At 61.2% G+C, this 18,891-nt stretch carries 16 protein-coding genes; 9 read left to right on the top strand and 7 right to left on the bottom strand.

The window, feature by feature from the left end:
- Positions 1-47: 47 nt before the first annotated feature.
- Both ACODSJ_RS15080 and ACODSJ_RS15075 read right to left on the bottom strand, forming a co-directional pair.
- Positions 48-494 (bottom strand): NUDIX hydrolase, encoded by a 447-nt coding sequence (locus tag ACODSJ_RS15080; RefSeq protein ID WP_489102487.1) that lies wholly within the window; start codon positions 492-494, stop codon positions 48-50.
- Positions 495-700: 206 nt separating this feature from the next.
- Positions 701-2,926, bottom strand: a complete 2,226-nt coding sequence (locus tag ACODSJ_RS15075) for an NADP-dependent isocitrate dehydrogenase (protein WP_489102486.1) — start codon at positions 2,924-2,926, stop codon at positions 701-703.
- Positions 2,927-3,407: 481 nt separating this feature from the next.
- Between ACODSJ_RS15075 and icd the strand changes: the two genes are divergently transcribed.
- Positions 3,408-4,664 (top strand): NADP-dependent isocitrate dehydrogenase, encoded by a 1,257-nt coding sequence (icd, locus tag ACODSJ_RS15070; protein ID WP_489102485.1) that lies wholly within the window; start codon positions 3,408-3,410, stop codon positions 4,662-4,664.
- A gap of 68 nt (positions 4,665-4,732) precedes the next feature.
- Here icd and cspD read toward each other — a convergent pair whose 3' ends face one another.
- Complete coding sequence (gene cspD, locus ACODSJ_RS15065) at positions 4,733-5,008, bottom strand: cold shock domain-containing protein CspD (RefSeq protein WP_489102484.1); 276 nt, start codon at positions 5,006-5,008, stop codon at positions 4,733-4,735.
- A 226-nt stretch (positions 5,009-5,234) separates the two neighbouring features.
- Between cspD and clpS the strand changes: the two genes are divergently transcribed.
- The gene (gene clpS, locus ACODSJ_RS15060) at positions 5,235-5,597 is read left to right on the top strand and encodes an ATP-dependent Clp protease adapter ClpS (protein WP_003180089.1); all 363 of its coding nucleotides are present in this window, start codon (positions 5,235-5,237) and stop codon (positions 5,595-5,597) included.
- 29 nt (positions 5,598-5,626) lie between these two features.
- Positions 5,627-7,897: an ATP-dependent Clp protease ATP-binding subunit ClpA gene (gene clpA, locus ACODSJ_RS15055; RefSeq protein WP_489102483.1), complete on the top strand. Its 2,271-nt coding sequence runs from the start codon at positions 5,627-5,629 to the stop codon at positions 7,895-7,897.
- A gap of 150 nt (positions 7,898-8,047) precedes the next feature.
- Here the strand turns inward: clpA and infA are convergent, their stop codons facing one another.
- The 4 genes from infA to trxB form a co-directional block, all read right to left on the bottom strand.
- Complete coding sequence (gene infA, locus ACODSJ_RS15050) at positions 8,048-8,266, bottom strand: translation initiation factor IF-1 (RefSeq protein WP_002553999.1); 219 nt, start codon at positions 8,264-8,266, stop codon at positions 8,048-8,050.
- A gap of 100 nt (positions 8,267-8,366) precedes the next feature.
- A complete protein-coding gene (locus tag ACODSJ_RS15045) occupies positions 8,367-9,074 on the bottom strand; it encodes an arginyltransferase (protein WP_489102482.1) in 708 nt (235 codons plus the stop codon).
- 57 nt (positions 9,075-9,131) lie between these two features.
- A complete protein-coding gene (gene aat / locus ACODSJ_RS15040) occupies positions 9,132-9,812 on the bottom strand; it encodes a leucyl/phenylalanyl-tRNA--protein transferase (protein ID WP_489102481.1) in 681 nt (226 codons plus the stop codon).
- A gap of 98 nt (positions 9,813-9,910) precedes the next feature.
- Complete coding sequence (gene trxB, locus ACODSJ_RS15035; RefSeq protein WP_489102480.1) at positions 9,911-10,870, bottom strand: thioredoxin-disulfide reductase; 960 nt, start codon at positions 10,868-10,870, stop codon at positions 9,911-9,913.
- A 257-nt stretch (positions 10,871-11,127) separates the two neighbouring features.
- Between trxB and ftsK the strand changes: the two genes are divergently transcribed.
- The 6 genes from ftsK to cysG all read left to right on the top strand — a co-directional run bounded on the left by ftsK (position 11,128) and on the right by cysG (position 18,775).
- Positions 11,128-13,596, top strand: coding sequence for a DNA translocase FtsK (gene ftsK, locus ACODSJ_RS15030; protein ID WP_489102479.1), 2,469 nt, complete (start codon positions 11,128-11,130; stop codon positions 13,594-13,596).
- A gap of 57 nt (positions 13,597-13,653) precedes the next feature.
- Positions 13,654-14,277 (top strand): outer membrane lipoprotein periplasmic chaperone LolA, encoded by a 624-nt coding sequence (lolA, locus tag ACODSJ_RS15025; RefSeq protein WP_489102478.1) that lies wholly within the window; start codon positions 13,654-13,656, stop codon positions 14,275-14,277.
- 109 nt (positions 14,278-14,386) lie between these two features.
- Positions 14,387-15,712: a replication-associated recombination protein A gene (locus tag ACODSJ_RS15020; RefSeq protein WP_489102477.1), complete on the top strand. Its 1,326-nt coding sequence runs from the start codon at positions 14,387-14,389 to the stop codon at positions 15,710-15,712.
- Positions 15,709-16,086 (top strand): fluoride efflux transporter CrcB, encoded by a 378-nt coding sequence (crcB, locus tag ACODSJ_RS15015; RefSeq protein ID WP_489102476.1) that lies wholly within the window; start codon positions 15,709-15,711, stop codon positions 16,084-16,086. Before ACODSJ_RS15020 ends, crcB begins: the two co-directional genes overlap by 4 nt.
- 13 nt (positions 16,087-16,099) lie before the next feature.
- Entirely contained in the window at positions 16,100-17,380 is a 1,281-nt protein-coding gene (gene serS, locus ACODSJ_RS15010; RefSeq protein ID WP_489102475.1) for a serine--tRNA ligase, read from the top strand.
- Complete coding sequence (cysG, locus tag ACODSJ_RS15005) at positions 17,381-18,775, top strand: siroheme synthase CysG (protein ID WP_489102474.1); 1,395 nt, start codon at positions 17,381-17,383, stop codon at positions 18,773-18,775.
- Positions 18,776-18,891: the final 116 nt, after the last annotated feature.

Below are 18,891 nucleotides of genomic sequence, written 5' to 3'. Positions count from 1 at the left end.
AGTGTCTTGAAAAAGGACGCGATTCTATCAGGCCCGGGCGCGCAAGGCTAAAGAGAAGGACGGATCAGCGTCAGACTGTGGCTGTGGCCGGCCAGATAATCGTCGATGCAGCGGATGATCAGCTCGCTGCGCCAGTGGTCTCGCTGTTCGAGCAGCTCGTCGCGGGTCAGCCATTTGGCGCCGAGGATACCGTCGTCGAGCTGGTAGTCGGGGTGGTGTTTCAAGGCCTTGGCAGCGAAGCACACCCGTTGGTAGGTCACGCCGTTGCTGGGGGCGGTGTACAGGTAGATGCCGATCACGCTGGTGGGCTCGACGTCCCAGCCGGTTTCCTCCAGGGTTTCACGCACGGCGGCTTCGATCAGTGTTTCGTCCGGGTCCAGGTGCCCGGCGGGCTGGTTGAGCACTGCGCGCCCGCCCTGGGATTCTTCCACCATGAGGAAGCGGCCGTTGTCTTCGACGATGGTCGCGACGGTGATGTGGGGGTTCCAGTCCATGGGGGTTCCTCGGTTTCTGTTGAAATGCGGATCCCTGTGGGAGCGGCTCGCGAATGCGGTGTATCAGTCAATGCAGATGTCGAATGATCAATCGCCTTCGCGAGCAAGCCCGCTCCCGCAGAAAGAAGTGTGGTGTCTCCACAAACACAAACCCCGGCACAAGGCCGGGGTTTGTGTTGCTTGCTGCTTACAACCTTACATCAGCCTTACACCAGCGCAGCAATCGCCGCGTTGAAGGTGGTGCTTGGGCGCATGGCCTTGCGGGTCAGCTCCGGATCGGCGAAGTAGTAACCGCCGATGTCCACTGGTTTGCCTTGAACGGCGTTGAGCTCGGCAACGATTTTTTCTTCGTTGTCGGTCAGGGTCTTGGCCAATGGGGCGAACTGGGCCTTGAGGGCTGCGTCGTCGTCTTGAGCGGCCAGTGCCTGGGCCCAGAACAGGGTCAGGTAGAAGTGGCTGCCGCGGTTGTCGATGCCGCCGACCTTGCGCGAAGGCGATTTGTTGCGGTCCAGGAACTCACCGGTGGCCTGGTCGAGGGTCTTGGCCAGTACCAGTGCCTTGGGGTTGTTGTAGGTCACGCCCAGGTGTTCGAGGGAGGCGGCCAGGGCCAGGAACTCGCCCAGGGAATCCCAGCGCAGGAAGTTCTCTTCCAGCAATTGCTGGACGTGCTTGGGTGCCGAACCGCCAGCGCCGGTTTCGAACAGGCCACCGCCGTTCATCAGCGGCACGATCGACAGCATCTTGGCGCTGGTGCCCAGCTCCATGATCGGGAACAGGTCGGTCAGGTAGTCGCGCAACACGTTGCCGGTCACCGAAATGGTGTCCTTGCCTTCGCGGGTGCGGGCCAGGGTGAACTTCATCGCGTCGACCGGCGACATGATGCGGATGTCCAGGCCGGCAGTGTCGTAGTCCTTCAGGTAAGCCTGGACTTTCTCGATCACGACGCCGTCATGGGCGCGCATCGGGTCCAGCCAGAAGATCGCCGGGGTGCTGCTGGCACGGGCGCGGTTGACGGCCAGTTTGACCCAGTCCTGGATCGGCGCGTCTTTGGTCTGGCACATGCGGAAGATATCGCCTGCTTCGACGTTCTGTTCCAGCAGGGTGCGACCGTTGCTGTCCGAAACACGGACCACGCCGTCGACCTTGATTTGGAAGGTCTTGTCGTGGGAACCATACTCTTCGGCTTTCTTGGCCATCAGGCCAACGTTTGGCACGCTGCCCATGGTGGTTGGGTCGAAGGCGCCGTGTTGCTTGCAGTCTTCGATCACTGCCTGATAGATGGTGGCGTAGCAGCGATCCGGGATCACGGCCTTGGTGTCGTGCAGTTGGCCGTCGGTGCCCCACATCTTGCCGGAGTCACGGATCATGGCGGGCATCGAGGCGTCGACGATGACGTCGCTCGGTACGTGCAGGTTGGTGATGCCTTTGTCGGAGTTGACCATCGCCAGTGCAGGGCGAACGGCGTAGACCGCCTGGATGTCAGCTTCGATGGCAGCTTGCTGTTCGGCCGGCAGGGCCTTGATGCGAGCGTACAGGTCGCCGATGCCGTTGTTCAGGTTGAAGCCGATCTGCTCCAGTACCTGGGCGTGCTTGGCCAGGGCGTCCTTGTAGAACTCGGCCACGATCTGACCGAACATGATCGGGTCGGAGACCTTCATCATGGTGGCCTTGAGGTGAACCGACAGCAGCACGCCTTGTTTCTTGGCGTCTTCGATTTCAGCGGCGATGAAGTCGCGCAGGGCGTTCTTGCTCAGCACGGCGCAGTCGAGGATCTCACCGGCTTGTACGCTGGTTTTTTCCTTCAGGACGGTGGCGGTGCCGTCCTGGGCGATCAGCTCGATTTTCACGCTGCCGGCGGCGTCGATCAGGGCGGCTTTTTCGCTGCCGTAGAAATCACCGCTGCTCATGTGGGCGACGTGGGACTTGGAGTCCGCAGCCCAGGCGCCCATCTTGTGCGGGTGCTTGCGGGCGTAGTTCTTGACCGACAGCGGGGCGCGACGGTCGGAGTTGCCTTCACGCAGGACCGGGTTCACGGCGCTGCCCTTGACCTTGTCGTAGCGAGCGCGAGCGTCTTTCTCGGCGTCGGTGGTCACGGTTTCCGGATAGTCCGGCAGGGCGTAGCCCCGGGCCTGCAGTTCCTTGATCGCAGCCTGCAGTTGCGGTACCGAGGCGCTGATGTTCGGCAGCTTGATGATGTTGGCTTCAGGCGTAACGGCCAGGTCGCCCAGTTCGGCGAGGTGGTCGGCTACGGCTTTGTCGCCCAGTTGCTCGGGGAAGCTGGCCAGGATGCGCCCTGCGAGGGAGATATCGCGGGTTTCCACGGCGATATCGGCCGAAGCGGTAAAGGCTTCGACGATTGGCAGCAATGAATAGGTGGCGAGGGCGGGGGCTTCGTCGGTGAAGGTATAGATGATCTTCGAGCGGGTGGGCATATTCGGATTAACTCTCTTCTTTGCTAAAGCATGCGCAGAAACTCGAGGGGCGCCGGGTAAGCGCGTTCGTTCAAAGTCATCCGTGAGCCGAATGTCGAGGTTTCTTCGCGGTGATGTTAGGTGCATCAGTCGAGCGTCAAGCGGTCGGACCGCGGTAACGGTCCGGCTTTTAACTGGCGGAAAGTCGTGTCTTAGAGCAGTCAGCCGTCGTGACCCTGTGGTCAGCGGCGGCATTATACATAGGTAGCTGGCAATCTGCCGATGGTTCATAGACGTTCGTACACGTCCATTGGTCTAAACGTCGCAGTACGCCGGAAGCAGGCTATGCTCAAGTTTGGCGCTTTTCCCTTGCTTTTCAGGCTTGTACGCAGCGAACTACATCGTTTTGTCGAGGATGCGTCTAACGTAGGGTTTGCGCGTTGATTCAAGTGGGGTACGCTCGAACGCAGCCAGATGTTCAATCCAAGCAATGGAGTTCAGCATGGGGTATCAAAAGATTCAGGTTCCAGCCGTCGGTGACAAAATCACCGTCAATGCAGACCATTCTCTTAATGTTCCCGACAACCCGATCATCCCCTTCATTGAAGGCGACGGCATTGGCGTCGATATCAGTCCGGTCATGATCAAGGTTGTGGACGCTGCAGTTCAGAAGGCCTATGGCGGCAAGCGCAAGATTTCCTGGATGGAAGTGTATGCCGGCGAAAAAGCGACCCAGGTCTACGACCAGGACACCTGGCTGCCCCAGGAAACCCTGGACGCGGTCAAGGACTACGTGGTGTCCATCAAGGGCCCGCTGACCACGCCGGTGGGCGGTGGTATCCGCTCGCTGAACGTGGCCCTGCGCCAACAACTCGACTTGTATGTGTGCCTGCGTCCGGTGCGCTGGTTCGAAGGTGTGCCAAGTCCGGTCAAGAAGCCTGGCGACGTGGACATGACGATCTTTCGCGAGAACTCCGAAGACATCTATGCCGGCATCGAGTGGAAGGCCGGCTCGGCCGAAGCCACCAAGATCATCAAGTTCCTTAAAGAAGAAATGGGCGTGACCAAGATCCGTTTCGACGAGGATTGCGGCATCGGCGTCAAGCCGGTTTCCAAGCAGGGCACCCAACGCCTGGCTCGCAAGGCCCTGCAATATGTGGTGGACAACGATCGCGATTCGCTGACCATCGTGCACAAGGGCAACATCATGAAGTTCACCGAAGGTGCCTTCAAGGAGTGGGCCTACGAAGTGGCGGCCGAGGAGTTCGGGGCGACCTTGCTCGACGGCGGGCCCTGGATGCAGTTCAAGAACCCCAAGACCGGCAAGAATGTCGTCGTCAAGGACGCCATCGCCGATGCGATGCTCCAGCAGATCCTGTTGCGTCCGGCCGAATACGATGTGATCGCGACCCTCAACCTGAACGGTGACTACCTGTCCGATGCCCTGGCCGCGGAAGTGGGCGGTATCGGTATCGCGCCGGGCGCCAACCTGTCCGACACCGTGGCGATGTTCGAAGCCACCCACGGGACCGCGCCCAAGTATGCCGGCAAGGACCAGGTCAATCCGGGTTCGCTGATTCTCTCGGCGGAAATGATGTTGCGCCACATGGGTTGGACCGAAGCGGCCGACCTGATCATCAAGGGCACCAACGGCGCGATTTCGGCCAAGACCGTGACCTATGACTTCGAACGCCTCATGGACGGCGCCAAGCTGGTGTCATCCTCGGGCTTCGGCGATGCACTGATCTCGCACATGTAAGCGGATCGGCGCTCAACACAAATGCCCGGCTCGATCTCTCGAGCCGGGCATTTGTGTTTCTGGAAGGGCTAGACGGCGGTCAATGGCTGATCTTGGCTATTGACTGGGGCTGGCGCGTCTTCGATCTTGATCGGTTCGATGTTGACCGCGTGCAGCCCCTTGGGGCCCTGGATGACCTCGAACTTCACAGGCTGGCCAGCCTTCAAGGTTCTGTAGCCTTCCATCTGGATAGCTGAGTAATGGGCGAAGAGGTCTTCATCGTCCATGCCAGCGGCGATAATGAAACCGAAGCCCTTGGCATTGTTGAACCACTTCACCTTGCCACTCATCTTGACGACCGACATAAATCATATCCCTCTGCAATGCACTCCATCACTGGAGTATCATCCAGTCCATCCGCAGGCTAATCTTGAAAACAGGATAGATTCCACGGACCTTTTTAACCCACGATGGGCTCTATTGGTTGTAACACCGATTCGCCGATAGTCAAGGTGACCGGGTGGTCGTGGTTGAAATCACCCTAAAGCGCCCCCATCACTGTATTCGCCAACTAAACGAACCTTTCTTTCCATGCATGCAGTCAGCCAGATTCGACTAACATTCAATCAGGATCGCCCGGATCTACACGACGACGATTCCGCAGGCATTGCTGTTCAGGAAGCAAAGCCGGCATTGCAGGCGCCACCGATGTACAAGGTGGTTTTGTTCAACGATGACTACACACCGATGGATTTCGTCGTCGAAGTGCTCGAGGTGTTTTTTAACCTGAATCGCGAGCTGGCGACCAAGGTCATGCTGGCCGTTCATACAGAGGGACGGGCAGTATGTGGAGTGTTTACCCGCGACATCGCCGAGACAAAGGCCATGCAGGTCAACCAGTACGCCCGGGAAAGCCAGCATCCGCTACTCTGTGAAATCGAGAAGGACGGTTAACGCCGACCACTTGGGTATGAGGTGAAGCTATGTTAAACCGCGAGCTCGAAGTCACCCTCAATCTTGCCTTCAAGGAGGCTCGTTCGAAGCGTCATGAATTCATGACCGTCGAACACCTGTTGCTGGCCCTATTGGATAACGAGGCCGCCGCCACCGTCTTGCGTGCCTGCGGCGCGAACCTCGACAAACTCAAGCATGACCTGCAGGAGTTCATCGACTCCACCACGCCCCTGATCCCCGTTCATGACGAAGATCGGGAGACCCAGCCAACCCTGGGTTTCCAGCGTGTCTTGCAGCGTGCTGTCTTTCATGTACAGAGCTCGGGTAAGCGGGAAGTCACCGGTGCCAACGTGCTGGTCGCCATTTTCAGCGAACAGGAAAGCCAGGCTGTGTTCCTGCTCAAGCAACAGAGCGTTGCGCGCATCGATGTCGTCAACTACATCGCCCATGGCATTTCCAAGGTGCCGGGGCATGGTGATCATTCCGAAGGTGAGCAGGACATGCAGGATGAGGAGGGCGGTGAATCGTCTTCTTCGGGCAATCCGCTGGACGCCTATGCCAGCAATCTGAACGAACTGGCGCGCCAGGGCCGTATCGATCCGCTGGTTGGGCGCGAGGCCGAAGTCGAGCGCGTTGCGCAGATCCTGGCCCGGCGGCGCAAGAACAACCCGTTGCTGGTGGGCGAGGCGGGCGTGGGCAAGACGGCCATTGCCGAAGGCCTGGCCAAGCGCATTGTCGACAGCCAGGTGCCTGACCTGCTGGCCAATAGCGTGGTGTATTCCCTGGACCTGGGTGCCCTGCTGGCCGGTACCAAATACCGTGGCGATTTCGAGAAGCGCTTCAAGGCGTTGCTCGGCGAGCTTAAAAAACGTCCGCAGGCGATCCTGTTCATCGACGAGATCCACACCATCATTGGTGCCGGGGCGGCGTCGGGTGGGGTGATGGATGCCTCTAACCTGCTCAAGCCGTTGCTCTCCTCGGGCGATATCCGTTGCATCGGTTCGACGACGTTCCAGGAATTTCGCGGGATCTTCGAGAAGGATCGGGCCTTGGCCCGGCGCTTCCAGAAGGTCGACGTGTCCGAGCCTTCGGTGGAAGACACCATCGGCATCCTGCGCGGCCTGAAAGGGCGTTTCGAGCTGCACCACAACATCGAATACAGCGATGAAGCCCTGCGTGCGGCGGCTGAACTGGCCTCGCGCTACATCAACGACCGGCACATGCCGGACAAGGCCATCGACGTCATCGACGAGGCGGGAGCCTACCAGCGGCTGCAACCGGTGGAAAAACGCGTCAAGCGCATCGAAGTGCCTCAGGTCGAGGACATCGTGGCGAAAATTGCGCGGATTCCACCCAAGCATGTCACCAGTTCCGATAAGGAGCTGCTGCGCAACCTGGAGCGGGATCTCAAGCTGACGGTGTTCGGCCAGGACGCGGCCATCGACTCGCTGTCGACGGCCATCAAGCTGTCCCGCGCCGGCCTCAAGTCGCCGGACAAACCGGTGGGTTCCTTCCTGTTCGCCGGTCCTACCGGCGTCGGCAAGACCGAGGCGGCACGGCAGCTGGCCAAGGCGATGGGCATCGAACTGGTTCGTTTCGACATGTCCGAGTACATGGAGCGCCACACAGTGTCGCGCCTGATCGGTGCGCCTCCGGGTTATGTCGGTTTCGACCAGGGCGGCCTGTTGACCGAGGCCATTACCAAACAGCCGCATTGCGTACTGCTGCTCGATGAAATCGAGAAGGCGCATCCGGAAGTCTTCAACCTGCTCCTGCAGGTGATGGACCACGGTACGCTGACCGACAACAACGGGCGCAAGGCGGATTTCCGCAATGTGATCCTCATCATGACCACCAACGCCGGTGCCGAAACCGCGGCGCGTGCTTCGATCGGCTTTACCCATCAGGATCACTCGTCCGATGCGATGGAAGTGATCAAGAAGAGCTTCACGCCTGAGTTCCGCAACCGCCTGGATACCATTATCCAGTTCGGTCGCCTCAGTCATGAAGTCATCAAGAGCGTGGTGGACAAGTTCCTCACCGAACTCCAGGCGCAGCTCGAAGACAAGCGGGTATTGCTGGAGGTTACCGATGCGGCGCGCAGCTGGCTGGCCGAAGGTGGCTACGATGTGACGATGGGGGCACGGCCGATGGCTCGCCTGATCCAGGACAAGATCAAGCGTCCGCTGGCCGAGGAAATCCTCTTTGGCGAACTGGCCGAGCATGGCGGTGTGGTTCACATCGACATCAAGGACGGCGAACTGACCTTCGACTTCGAAACCACGGCCGAAATGGCTTGATCGTTACCCGCAATAAAGCAGAAGGCGCCTAAAGGCGCCTTTTTGCTGTTTCCAGCTGCACCGAGAATCCCTTGTGGGAACTGTGTGTTTCTGGATAAGCCTGGACAAACAAAAACGCCCGGCATTGGCCGGGCGTCTTGTATTGACTTGTTAGCGAGCGCGGTAAGTGATGCGCCCTTTGCTCAAGTCATAGGGCGTCAGCTCGACGCGCACTTTGTCGCCGGTAAGAATACGAATGTAGTTCTTGCGCATCTTGCCGGAGATGTGCGCGGTTACGACGTGCCCATTTTCCAACTCCACGCGAAACATGGTGTTGGGCAGGGTGTCGACGACAGTGCCTTCCATTTCGAAGCTGTCTTCTTTCGACATGCAGTAAAGCCCTCGGTATCCAATGAATGGCCCGGTGCAACTGCGCCAGGCAAAAGCGGCGTGCATTGTGCCCGAAAAAGGGGGGGCAAGCCAAGGGGTTCTAGTTTAGGACAACCCAACGCTGGTTAATCAGCAGTTCGATGGGGCGATATTGGGTCTTGTAGTTCATCTTCTTGCAGTTCTTGATCCAGTAGCCCAGGTACACCGCGTCCAGCCCCAGGCGCCGGGATTCGTTGATCTGCCAGAGGATGGCGAAGCGTCCGAGACTGCGTCGCTCTTCGTCCGGCTCGTAGAAGGTGTACACCGCTGAAAGCCCGTTGGGCAAAAGGTCCGTGACGGCAATGGCCACCAGCCTGCCTTCGAGGCGAAATTCATAGAAGCGGGAAAACGGCAGGTCGCGCACCAGGAACGTCGAGAATTGATCGCGGCTGGGCGGGTACATGTCGCCATCGGCATGGCGCTGCTCGATGTAGCGCTGGTACAGGTCGAAATATTCCTCGTTGAATTGCGGCTTGGCCGGCCGGACCTGCAGGTCGGCGTTGCGCTTGAAAATGCGTTTCTGCTGGCGGTTGGGGGTGAATTGAGCCACGGGGATGCGCGCCGGAACGCACGCATTGCAATGCTGGCAATGGGGCCGGTAGAGATGATCACCACTGCGACGAAAGCCCATTTCCGACAGGTCTGCGTAGACGTGCACATCCATGGGCTGGCTAGGGTCGAGGAACAGCGTCGTGGCCTGCTCCTCGGGCAGGTAACTGCAAGAGTGGGGTTGAGTGGCATAAAACTTCAAGCGCGCCAACTCGGTCATGATCAACCCTCGGGATAAGCTTTGAATTTAATTGTAAGCCACGCGCGCCAATGGCGCTCAGCAAACCCATGTCGCGTGATTGGGCTGGTCCAGGTGTGCCTTGAGGTAACCGGCAAATGCCTGGCGTGGGATCGAGCGCGCGCCCAGGCTGTGCAGGTGTTCGGTGGGCATCTGGCAGTCTATCAGTACGAAACCGGCCTCCTTGAGGTGTTGGACCAGGGTGGCGAAGCCGAATTTCGACGCGTTGTCGGCCCGGCTGAACATGGATTCGCCGAAAAACAGCTGGCCCATCGCCAGGCCGTACAGGCCGCCCACCATCAGGCCCTGGTCCCAGACCTCGACCGAATGGGCGAAGCCACGGCGATGCAGTTCCAGATAAGCGGTTTGCATGGCCTCGGTGATCCAGGTGCCCTCGGCATACTCGCGCGGTGCGGCGCAGGCCTTGATGACTGCGGCAAAGTCCTTGTCGAAGGTCACCTCGTAGCGGCGCTTGCGCAAGAGCTTGCCGAGGCTGCGCGAGACGTGCAATTCGTCGGGAAACAGCACAGTGCGCGGGTCCGGTGACCACCAGAGGATGGGTTGGCCTTCGGAGAACCAGGGGAAGCAGCCGTGGCGATAGGCCTGGATCAGCCGGTCGGCGGATAAATCGCCGCCGGCGGCCAGCAACCCGTTGGGGTCGCGCATGGCTTTTTCCAAGGGTGGAAAATCGAACGAATTGCGTTGTAACCAAGTCAGCATTGTCATTCGCTTGCAGACGGGAGGGTGGCGGGCGCTTATGCGGACGAATTGTGGCGAGGGGATAAATTCCCTCGCCACATTGGCTCGAAGATTAACCGTCAAACGGGCGGGATGTCATCGAGATACTTCTCGGCATCGAGTGCGGCCATGCACCCGGCGCCGGCCGAGGTGATGGCCTGGCGGTAGACGTGGTCGGCCACATCGCCCGCCGCGAAAACCCCGTCTATGTCGGTGGCGGTGGCATTGCCCTCGCTGCCGCCGCGCACCCGCAGGTAGCCGTTGTGCATTGCCAGTTGGCCCTGGAACAGATCGGTGTTGGGTTTATGGCCGATGGCGATGAATACGCCGGCCAGCGCGAGCGTACTGGTTTCGCCGCTCTGGCTGTTGCGCAGGCGCGCCCCGGTCACGCCACTGGCATCGCCCAGGACTTCATCCAGATTCTGGTTCCAGTGCAACTGGATGTTACCGTTGGTCGCCTTTTCGAAGAGCTTGTCCTGCAGGATTTTCTCCGAGCGCAGCTTGTCGCGGCGGTGGACCAGATGCACTCGCTTGGCGATGTTGGAGAGGTAGAGGGCTTCCTCGACCGCGGTATTGCCGCCGCCGACCACGGCCACCACCTGGTTTCGGTAGAAAAATCCATCGCAGGTCGCACAGGCGGAAACGCCTTTGCCGGCAAAGGTTTCTTCCGAGGGCAGGCCCAGGTATTGGGCCGATGCGCCGGTGGCGATGATCAGTGCGTCGCAGGTGTAGGTGCCGCTGTCGCCAATGAGTTCGAACGGCCGCTGCTGCAACTTGGCGGTGTGGATGTGGTCGTAGACGATCTGTGTGTCGAAGCGCTCGGCGTGCCGTTGCATGCGCTCCATCAGCACCGGGCCGGTCAGGCCTTCGACGTCGCCGGGCCAGTTGTCGACTTCCACGGTGGTGGTGAGCTGGCCGCCGGCCTGCAGCCCGGTGATGACAACGGGTTTGAGGTTGGCGCGGGCGGCGTAGACAGCCGCGCTGTAACCGGCAGGGCCGGAGCCGAGGATGATCAGGCGTGAATGCTTCACTTCACTCATAAAAAACACCTCATAAGCCTTTGTCACAAAAGACAATGCATGCTCCAATTGGGGCTTGCGCATTGCGTTTTTGGCTATGCTGGTAGCCGGGCGTGCGGGCAATGCCTTGGGGCTGACAAACCCGTACAATGCTTGAGTTTTGAACGCGGGATGGGCTAAAGATCAAAATCTTCGGCAACACCTGCGGTTTTCGGGATGACCGCCACAGTGGTAAAAATAGTACCGGTTGTGTGCATTCACTTTTTTTACCTGCTCGGATGAGCAGTTTTTTATCGTCGTTCAACAGATGGACGCGCCATAGGCGCAGGAAAAGAAGCGTTTTGAAGAAATCCACCGCAGCACCCAAAACAGTCGTTCCGCTCTGGCGCCAGCAACTGCACTACCGGCTCAAGGAAGGTGCATTGATCGCCATCGGAGCCTTGTGTCTGTTCCTGATGATGGCCTTGCTGACCTACGGCAAGGACGATCCGGGCTGGAGCCACAACAGCAAGATCGACGACGTGCAGAACTTCGGCGGTCCGGCCGGTTCCTACAGCGCCGACATCCTGTTCATGGTGCTGGGTTACTTTGCCTACATCTTCCCGCTGCTGCTGGCGATCAAGGCGTATCAGATCTTCCGTCAGCGCCACGAACCGTGGCTGTGGAGTGGCTGGCTGTTCTCCTGGCGCCTGATCGGCCTGGTGTTCCTGGTGCTCTCGGGGGCTGCGCTGGCCCATATCCATTTCCACGCCCCCACTGGCCTGCCGGCCGGGGCGGGCGGCGCGCTGGGGGAAAGCCTCGGCGACCTGGCCCGCAACGCCCTGAATATCCAGGGCAGCACGCTGCTGTTCATCGCCCTGTTCCTGTTTGGCCTGACGGTGTTCACCGACCTGTCGTGGTTCAAGGTCATGGACGTCACCGGCAAGATCACCCTGGACCTGATCGAATTGATCCAGGGTGCGCTGAACCGCTGGTGGGCGGCGCGCACCGAGCGCAAGCAATTGGTGGCGCAGCTGCGCGAAGTCGACGACCGGGTTCATGACGTGGTGGCCCCGACGGTGCCGGACAAGCGTGAGCAGGCCAAGGTCAAGGAGCGCCTGATCGAGCGTGAGCAGGCCTTGAGCAAGCACATGTCCGAGCGCGAGAAACAGGTGCCGCCCGTCATCACCGTGGCCCCGCCCAAGGCCCCGGAACCGAGCAAGCGCGTGCAGAAAGAGAAACAGGCGCCGCTGTTCGTCGACAGCGCCGTGGAAGGCACCTTGCCGCCGATCTCCATCCTGGATCCGGCCGAAAAGAAACAACTCAACTATTCCCCCGAATCCCTGGCGGCCGTCGGCCACTTGCTGGAGATCAAGCTCAAGGAGTTCGGTGTCGAGGTCACGGTGGATTCGATCCACCCGGGCCCGGTCATTACCCGCTACGAAATCCAGCCGGCCGCCGGTGTGAAGGTCAGCCGCATCGCCAACCTGGCGAAGGACCTCGCGCGCTCCCTGGCCGTGACCAGCGTGCGGGTGGTAGAAGTAATTCCCGGCAAGACCACGGTGGGCATCGAGATTCCCAACGAGGACCGGCAGATCGTGCGCTTCTCCGAAGTGCTGTCGACCCCCGAGTACGACAACCACAAGTCGCCGGTCACCTTGGCCCTGGGCCACGACATCGGCGGCAAGCCGGTCATCACCGACCTGGCGAAGATGCCGCACTTGCTGGTGGCCGGTACCACCGGTTCCGGTAAGTCGGTGGGCGTGAACGCGATGATCCTGTCGATCCTGTTCAAGTCCGGCCCGGATGACGCCAAGCTGATCATGATCGACCCGAAGATGCTCGAACTGTCGATCTATGAAGGCATTCCGCACCTGCTGTGCCCGGTGGTGACCGACATGAAGGACGCCGCCAACGCCTTGCGCTGGAGCGTCGCCGAGATGGAGCGCCGCTACAAGCTGATGGCGAAGATGGGCGTGCGCAACCTGTCGGGTTTCAACGCCAAGGTCAAGGAAGCCGAGGAAGCCGGTACGCCGTTGAGCGACCCGCTGTACCACCGCGAGAATATCCACGACGAAGCGCCGCTGCTGCACAAGCTGCCGACCATCGTGGTGGTGGTGGACGAATTCGCCGACATGATGATGATCGTCGGCAAGAAGGTCGAGGAACTGATCGCCCGTATCGCCCAGAAGGCCCGTGCGGCAGGTATCCACCTGATCCTCGCCACGCAGCGACCGTCGGTGGACGTGATCACCGGCCTGATCAAGGCCAACATCCCGACCCGCATGGCGTTCCAGGTGTCGAGCAAGATCGACTCGCGGACCATCATCGACCAGGGTGGCGCCGAGCAGTTGCTCGGCCATGGTGACATGCTCTACATGCCGCCGGGCACCAGTTTGCCGATCCGGGTCCACGGTGCGTTCGTGTCCGACGACGAGGTTCATCGCGTGGTGGAAGCCTGGAAGCTGCGCGGCGCGCCGGAATACAACGACGACATCCTCAACGGCGTCGAGGAGGCCGGCAGCGGCTTCGAGGGCGGCGGTGGCGGTGGCGACGAAGATGCGGAAACCGATGCGCTCTACGACGAAGCAGTGCAGTTCGTCCTGGAAAGCCGCCGGGCTTCGATTTCAGCGGTCCAGCGCAAGCTGAAGATCGGCTACAACCGCGCCGCTCGCATGATCGAGGCCATGGAAATGGCCGGGGTCGTGACGGCCATGAACACCAACGGCTCGCGCGAAGTATTGGCGCCGGGCCCGATGCGCGACTAACGACCCGGGTGGCCTGGCAACAGGTCGCTCGCCCCCCAAGACTTCATGAGGACTCCCATGCGCCTGATTCGCATGTTGCTGTTGCCCGTACTGGCCCTGACCACCTTGTCGGCCCATGCCGAGGAAAAGGATGTGGCTCGCCTGACTCAGTTGCTGGACGGTTCCAAGACCCTGACCGCACGCTTTTCCCAGCTGACCCTCGACGGCAGCGGCACCCAGTTGCAGGAAACCGCCGGTGAGATGGCGGTGCAGCGTCCAGGCCTGTTCTACTGGCACACCGATGCGCCGGCCGAACAACTGATGGTGTCCGATGGCAAGAAGGTTTCCCTGTGGGACCCGGACCTGGAGCAGGTCACCATCAAGACCCTCGATCAGCGTCTGACCCAGACCCCGGCGCTGTTGCTTTCCGGGGACATTTCCAAGATCAGCCAGAGTTTCGACATCAGTGCCAAGGAAGCCGGTGGCGTGATTGACTTCACCCTCAAGCCCAAGACCAAGGACAGCCTGTTCGACAGCCTGCGCCTGTCGTTCCGCAACGGTCTGGTCAACGACATGCAACTGATCGACAGCGTCGGCCAGCGCACCAACATCCTGTTCACCGGGGTCAAGGCCAACGAGCCGATCGCGGCGTCCAAGTTCAAGTTCGACATTCCCAAGGGTGCGGATGTGATCCAGGAATAATCCAAAACCCCTGTGGGAAGTGACCTGTGGGAGCAAGGCCTTGCTCCCACAGAGCGGCTCCGGCAGAGAGAATCGGCATCAGGACCCAGCGGAGGTCACGTAAGTAGTGATGGACCTGTTTCGAAGCGCCCCGATAGCCCAGCCATTGGCCGCGCGCCTGCGCGCGACCAACCTGGATGAGTACGTCGGCCAGGAGCATGTGCTCGCCCGTGGCAAGCCCTTGCGTGAAGCGCTGGAGCAGGGGGCGCTGCATTCGATGATCTTCTGGGGGCCGCCGGGCGTGGGCAAGACCACCCTGGCACGGCTGCTGGCGGAAGTCTCGGATGCGCATTTCGAAACCGTGTCGGCGGTGCTCGCCGGGGTCAAGGAGATCCGACAGGCGGTGGAAGTGGCCAAGCAGCAGGCCGGCCAATACGGCAAGCGCACCATCCTGTTCGTCGACGAAGTGCACCGTTTCAACAAGTCCCAGCAGGACGCCTTCCTGCCCTACGTCGAAGACGGCACGCTGATCTTCATCGGCGCGACCACCGAAAACCCCTCATTCGAACTCAATAACGCCTTGCTCTCGCGGGCGCGAGTCTATGTGCTCAAGAGCCTCGACGAGGCGGCGATGCGCAAGCTGGTGCATCGGGCGTTGAGCGAGGAACGCGGCTTGGGCAAGCGCCAGCTGAGCCTGAGTGACGAAGGGTTCCAGATGCTGTTTTCGGCTGCCGATGGCGACGGCCGGCGCTTGCTCAACCTGCTGGAAAACGCCTCGGACCTGGCCGAAGACCACAGCGAGATCGGTGTCGAGCTGTTGCAAAGCCTGTTGGGCGATACCCGCCGTCGTTTCGACAAGGGTGGCGAGGCGTTCTACGACCAGATTTCGGCGCTGCACAAATCCATCCGGGGTTCCAACCCCGACGCCGCCTTGTACTGGTTTGCGCGCATGATCGACGGCGGTTGCGATCCGCTGTACCTGGCGCGGCGGGTGGTGCGCATGGCCAGCGAAGACATCGGCAATGCCGATCCGCGGGCGCTGAGCCTGTGCCTGGCAGCGTGGGATGTGCAGGAGCGCCTCGGCAGCCCGGAGGGCGAGCTGGCCGTGGCCCAGGCCATCACCTACCTGGCCTGTGCGCCGAAAAGCAACGCGGTGTACATGGGCTTCAAGGCGGCGATGCGCAGCGCTGCCGAACATGGCTCCCTCGAAGTGCCGTTGCACCTGCGCAACGCACCGACCAAGCTCATGAAGCAATTGGGCTATGGCGAAGAATACCGTTACGCCCACGATGAGCCGGACGCCTACGCGGCCGGTGAAGATTACTTCCCCGAAGAGCTCGAACCTCAGCGCTTCTACCAACCGGTGCCCCGTGGCCTGGAGTTGAAGATCGGCGAAAAGCTCAATCATTTGGCACAACTGGATCGCTTGAGCCCACGGCAGCGGAGAAAACCTTGATCCCCTTGGTCCTTGCAGTCTCCGCCGGTGGCATTGCCGGCACCCTGGCCCGTTTCGCCACCAGCAACTGGGTCAGCGCAAATTGGCCGCGGCACTTCTATACCGCGACGCTGGCCGTTAATATCGTGGGCTGTCTGCTGATCGGCGTTTTATACGGCCTGTTTTTGATTCGCCCGGAGGTGCCTGTCGAAGTGCGCGCCGGGCTCATCGTCGGCTTCCTCGGCGGCCTGACGACGTTTTCATCCTTTTCACTGGATACGGTGCGCCTGCTGGAAAGCGGGCAGGTGCCGCTGGCCCTGGGCTATGCGGCCATCAGCGTATTCGGCGGGCTGATCGCCACCTGGGCCGGCCTGTCCCTGACCAAACTTATCTAAACGAGAGACCGACATGCTCGATTCCAAACTGTTACGTAGCAACCTTCAGGACGTAGCGGACCGCCTGGCATCCCGTGGCTTCGCCCTGGATGTCGCGCGTATCGAAGCGCTGGAGGAACAGCGCAAGACCGTCCAGACCCTTACTGAAAAGCTACAGGCCGAGCGCAATGCGATCTCCAAGAGCATTGGCCAGGCCAAGCAGCGCGGCGAAGACATCGCGCCGTTGATGGCGAACGTCGAGAGCATGGGCACCGAGCTCAACAACGGCAAGCTGGCCCTGGACAAGATCCAGACCGAGCTGGACTCGATCCTGCTGGGCATTCCGAACCTGCCGCACGAATCGGTGCCGGTGGGTGAAGACGAAGAGGGCAACGTCGAAGTGCGCCGTTGGGGCACGCCGAAGGCGTTCGATTTCCCGGTACAGGACCACGTGGCCCTGGGCGAGAAGTTCGGCTGGCTGGATTTCGAAACCGCCGCCAAGCTGTCCGGCGCCCGTTTTGCCCTGCTGCGCGGGCCGATTGCCCGTCTGCATCGCGCCCTGGCGCAGTTCATGATCAACCTGCACGTCACCGAGCACGGTTACGAGGAAGCCTACACGCCGTACCTGGTCCAGGCCCCGGCCTTGCAGGGTACCGGCCAGTTGCCGAAGTTCGAGGAAGACCTGTTCAAGATCGGTCGCGAAGGCGAGGCCGACCTGTACCTGATCCCGACCGCCGAGGTCTCGCTGACCAACATCGTGGCCGGCGAGATCGTCGACGCCAAGCAACTGCCGATCAAGTTCGTCGCCCATACGCCATGCTTCCGCAGTGAAGCCGGGGCGTCGGGTCGTGACACCCGCGGCATGATCCGCCAGCACCAGTTCGACAAGGTCGAGATGGTCCAGATCGTTGAACCGTCGAAATCCATGGAAGCTCTGGAAAGCCTGACCGGCAACGCCGAGAAGGTCCTGCAACTGCTGGAGCTGCCATACCGCACCCTGGCGCTGTGCACCGGTGACATGGGCTTCAGCGCGGTCAAGACCTACGACCTGGAAGTCTGGATCCCGAGCCAGGACAAGTATCGCGAGATTTCGTCGTGCTCCAACTGCGGCGATTTCCAGGCTCGTCGCATGCAAGCGCGTTTCCGCAATCCGGAAACCGGCAAGCCGGAACTGGTCCACACCCTCAACGGCTCCGGCCTGGCGGTGGGTCGTACCCTGGTAGCGGTGCTGGAAAACTACCAGCAGGCCGACGGCTCGATCCGTGTGCCTGAAGTCTTGAAGCCGTACATGGGTGGTATCGAGGTCATCGGCTAAATGGACTACTTGCCACTGTTCCACAACCTGCGCGGCAGTCGCGTGCTGGTGGTTGGCGGCGGGGAGATCGCCTTGCGCAAATCCCGTCTGCTGGCCGACGCCGGCGCGCTGCTGCGGGTGGTCGCACCGCACATCGAGCCGCAATTGCGCGAGTTGGTCGGTGGCAGCGGTGGCGAGTGCGTCCTGCGCGGTTACCTTGAAGCGGACATGGACGGCTGCGGCCTGATCATCGCCGCAACCGACGACGAATCGCTCAACGCCCAGGTCTCGGCCGATGCGCACAAGCGTTGTGTGCCGGTCAATGTGGTGGACGCGCCGGCCCTGTGCAGCGTGATCTTCCCGGCCATTGTCGATCGCTCGCCATTGGTGATCGCGGTGTCCAGTGGCGGCGACGCGCCGGTGCTGGCGCGCCTGATCCGGGCCAAGCTGGAGACCTGGATCCCCGCCACCTACGGGCAATTGGCCGGATTGGCGGCGCGCTTTCGCAACCAGGTAAAGGGCTTGTTTCCGGACGTGCAGCAACGCCGGGCGTTCTGGGAAGAGGTTTTCCAGGGGCCCATCGCCGACCGTCAACTGGCTGGCCAGGGCGCCGAGGCCGAGCGCCTGTTGCAGGCGAAGATCGCCGGCCAGGCACCGGACGCGCCGGGCGAGGTCTATCTGGTCGGTGCCGGGCCGGGTGATCCGGACCTGCTGACCTTCCGCGCCTTGCGCCTGATGCAGCAGGCGGACGTGGTGTTGTACGACCGCCTGGTGGCGCCAGCGATCCTTGAGCTGTGCCGGCGGGATGCCGAGCGGGTCTACGTCGGCAAGCGGCGCGCCGAGCATGCGGTGCCCCAGGACCAGATCAACCAGCAACTGGTGGACCTGGCCCGGCAGGGCAAGCGTGTGGTGCGGTTGAAGGGGGGCGATCCGTTCATCTTCGGTCGCGGTGGCGAGGAAATCGAAGAACTGGCGGCCCAAGGCATTCCGTTCCAGGTCGTCCCCGGCATCACCGCCGCCAGTGGTTGCGCGGCCTATGCCGGCATTCCACTGACCCATCGCGACTACGCGCAGTCAGTGCGTTTCATCACCGGTCATCTCAAGGACGGTAGCAGCGACCTGCCCTGGGCCGACTTGGTGGCGCCGGCCCAGACGCTGGTGTTCTACATGGGATTGGTAGGGCTGCCGATGATCTGCAGCGAGCTGATCAAGCACGGTCGCGCAGCGGACACGCCGGCGGCGTTGATCCAGCAGGGCACCACTTCAAACCAGCGGGTGTTTACCGGCACCCTGGCGGACCTGCCGTTGCTGGTGGCCGAGCATGAGGTTCATGCGCCGACGCTGGTGATCGTTGGGGAAGTGGTGCAACTGCGCGAGAAGCTGGCGTGGTTTGAAGGGGCGCAGGAGCAGGTCTAGGAAGACCGCGTCGCGCCTAATCGCGAGCAGGCTCGCTCCCACAGTTGATCGCGTCTAACCATGAATCTGTGGCTGTACACGGTCCACTGTGGGAACGAGCCTGCTCGCGATTGGTC

It is taken from the genome of Pseudomonas sp. FG6, assembly GCF_057809015.1.
Note: the sequence above shows the minus strand (reverse complement) of the source record. Positions and strands in the feature narration are given on the sequence as shown.

Excerpts from the sequence above, each read along its gene's own strand:
- aat (WP_489102481.1), bottom strand. The coding sequence starts at position 9,812 with ATGCTGACTTGGTTACAACGCAATTCGTTCGATTTTCCACCCTTGGAA.
- clpA (WP_489102483.1), top strand. The coding sequence starts at position 5,627 with ATGTTAAACCGCGAGCTCGAAGTCACCCTCAATCTTGCCTTCAAGGAG.
- cysG (WP_489102474.1), top strand. The coding sequence starts at position 17,381 with ATGGACTACTTGCCACTGTTCCACAACCTGCGCGGCAGTCGCGTGCTG.
- serS (WP_489102475.1), top strand. The coding sequence starts at position 16,100 with ATGCTCGATTCCAAACTGTTACGTAGCAACCTTCAGGACGTAGCGGAC.
- trxB (WP_489102480.1), bottom strand. The coding sequence starts at position 10,870 with ATGAGTGAAGTGAAGCATTCACGCCTGATCATCCTCGGCTCCGGCCCT.
- lolA (WP_489102478.1), top strand. The coding sequence starts at position 13,654 with ATGCGCCTGATTCGCATGTTGCTGTTGCCCGTACTGGCCCTGACCACC.
- icd (WP_489102485.1), top strand. The coding sequence starts at position 3,408 with ATGGGGTATCAAAAGATTCAGGTTCCAGCCGTCGGTGACAAAATCACC.
- ACODSJ_RS15020 (WP_489102477.1), top strand. The coding sequence starts at position 14,387 with ATGGACCTGTTTCGAAGCGCCCCGATAGCCCAGCCATTGGCCGCGCGC.
- clpS (WP_003180089.1), top strand. The coding sequence starts at position 5,235 with ATGCATGCAGTCAGCCAGATTCGACTAACATTCAATCAGGATCGCCCG.
- infA (WP_002553999.1), bottom strand. The coding sequence starts at position 8,266 with ATGTCGAAAGAAGACAGCTTCGAAATGGAAGGCACTGTCGTCGACACC.
- ACODSJ_RS15045 (WP_489102482.1), bottom strand. The coding sequence starts at position 9,074 with ATGACCGAGTTGGCGCGCTTGAAGTTTTATGCCACTCAACCCCACTCT.
- cspD (WP_489102484.1), bottom strand. The coding sequence starts at position 5,008 with ATGTCGGTCGTCAAGATGAGTGGCAAGGTGAAGTGGTTCAACAATGCC.
- ftsK (WP_489102479.1), top strand. The coding sequence starts at position 11,128 with ATGAGCAGTTTTTTATCGTCGTTCAACAGATGGACGCGCCATAGGCGC.
- ACODSJ_RS15080 (WP_489102487.1), bottom strand. The coding sequence starts at position 494 with ATGGACTGGAACCCCCACATCACCGTCGCGACCATCGTCGAAGACAAC.
- ACODSJ_RS15075 (WP_489102486.1), bottom strand. The coding sequence starts at position 2,926 with ATGCCCACCCGCTCGAAGATCATCTATACCTTCACCGACGAAGCCCCC.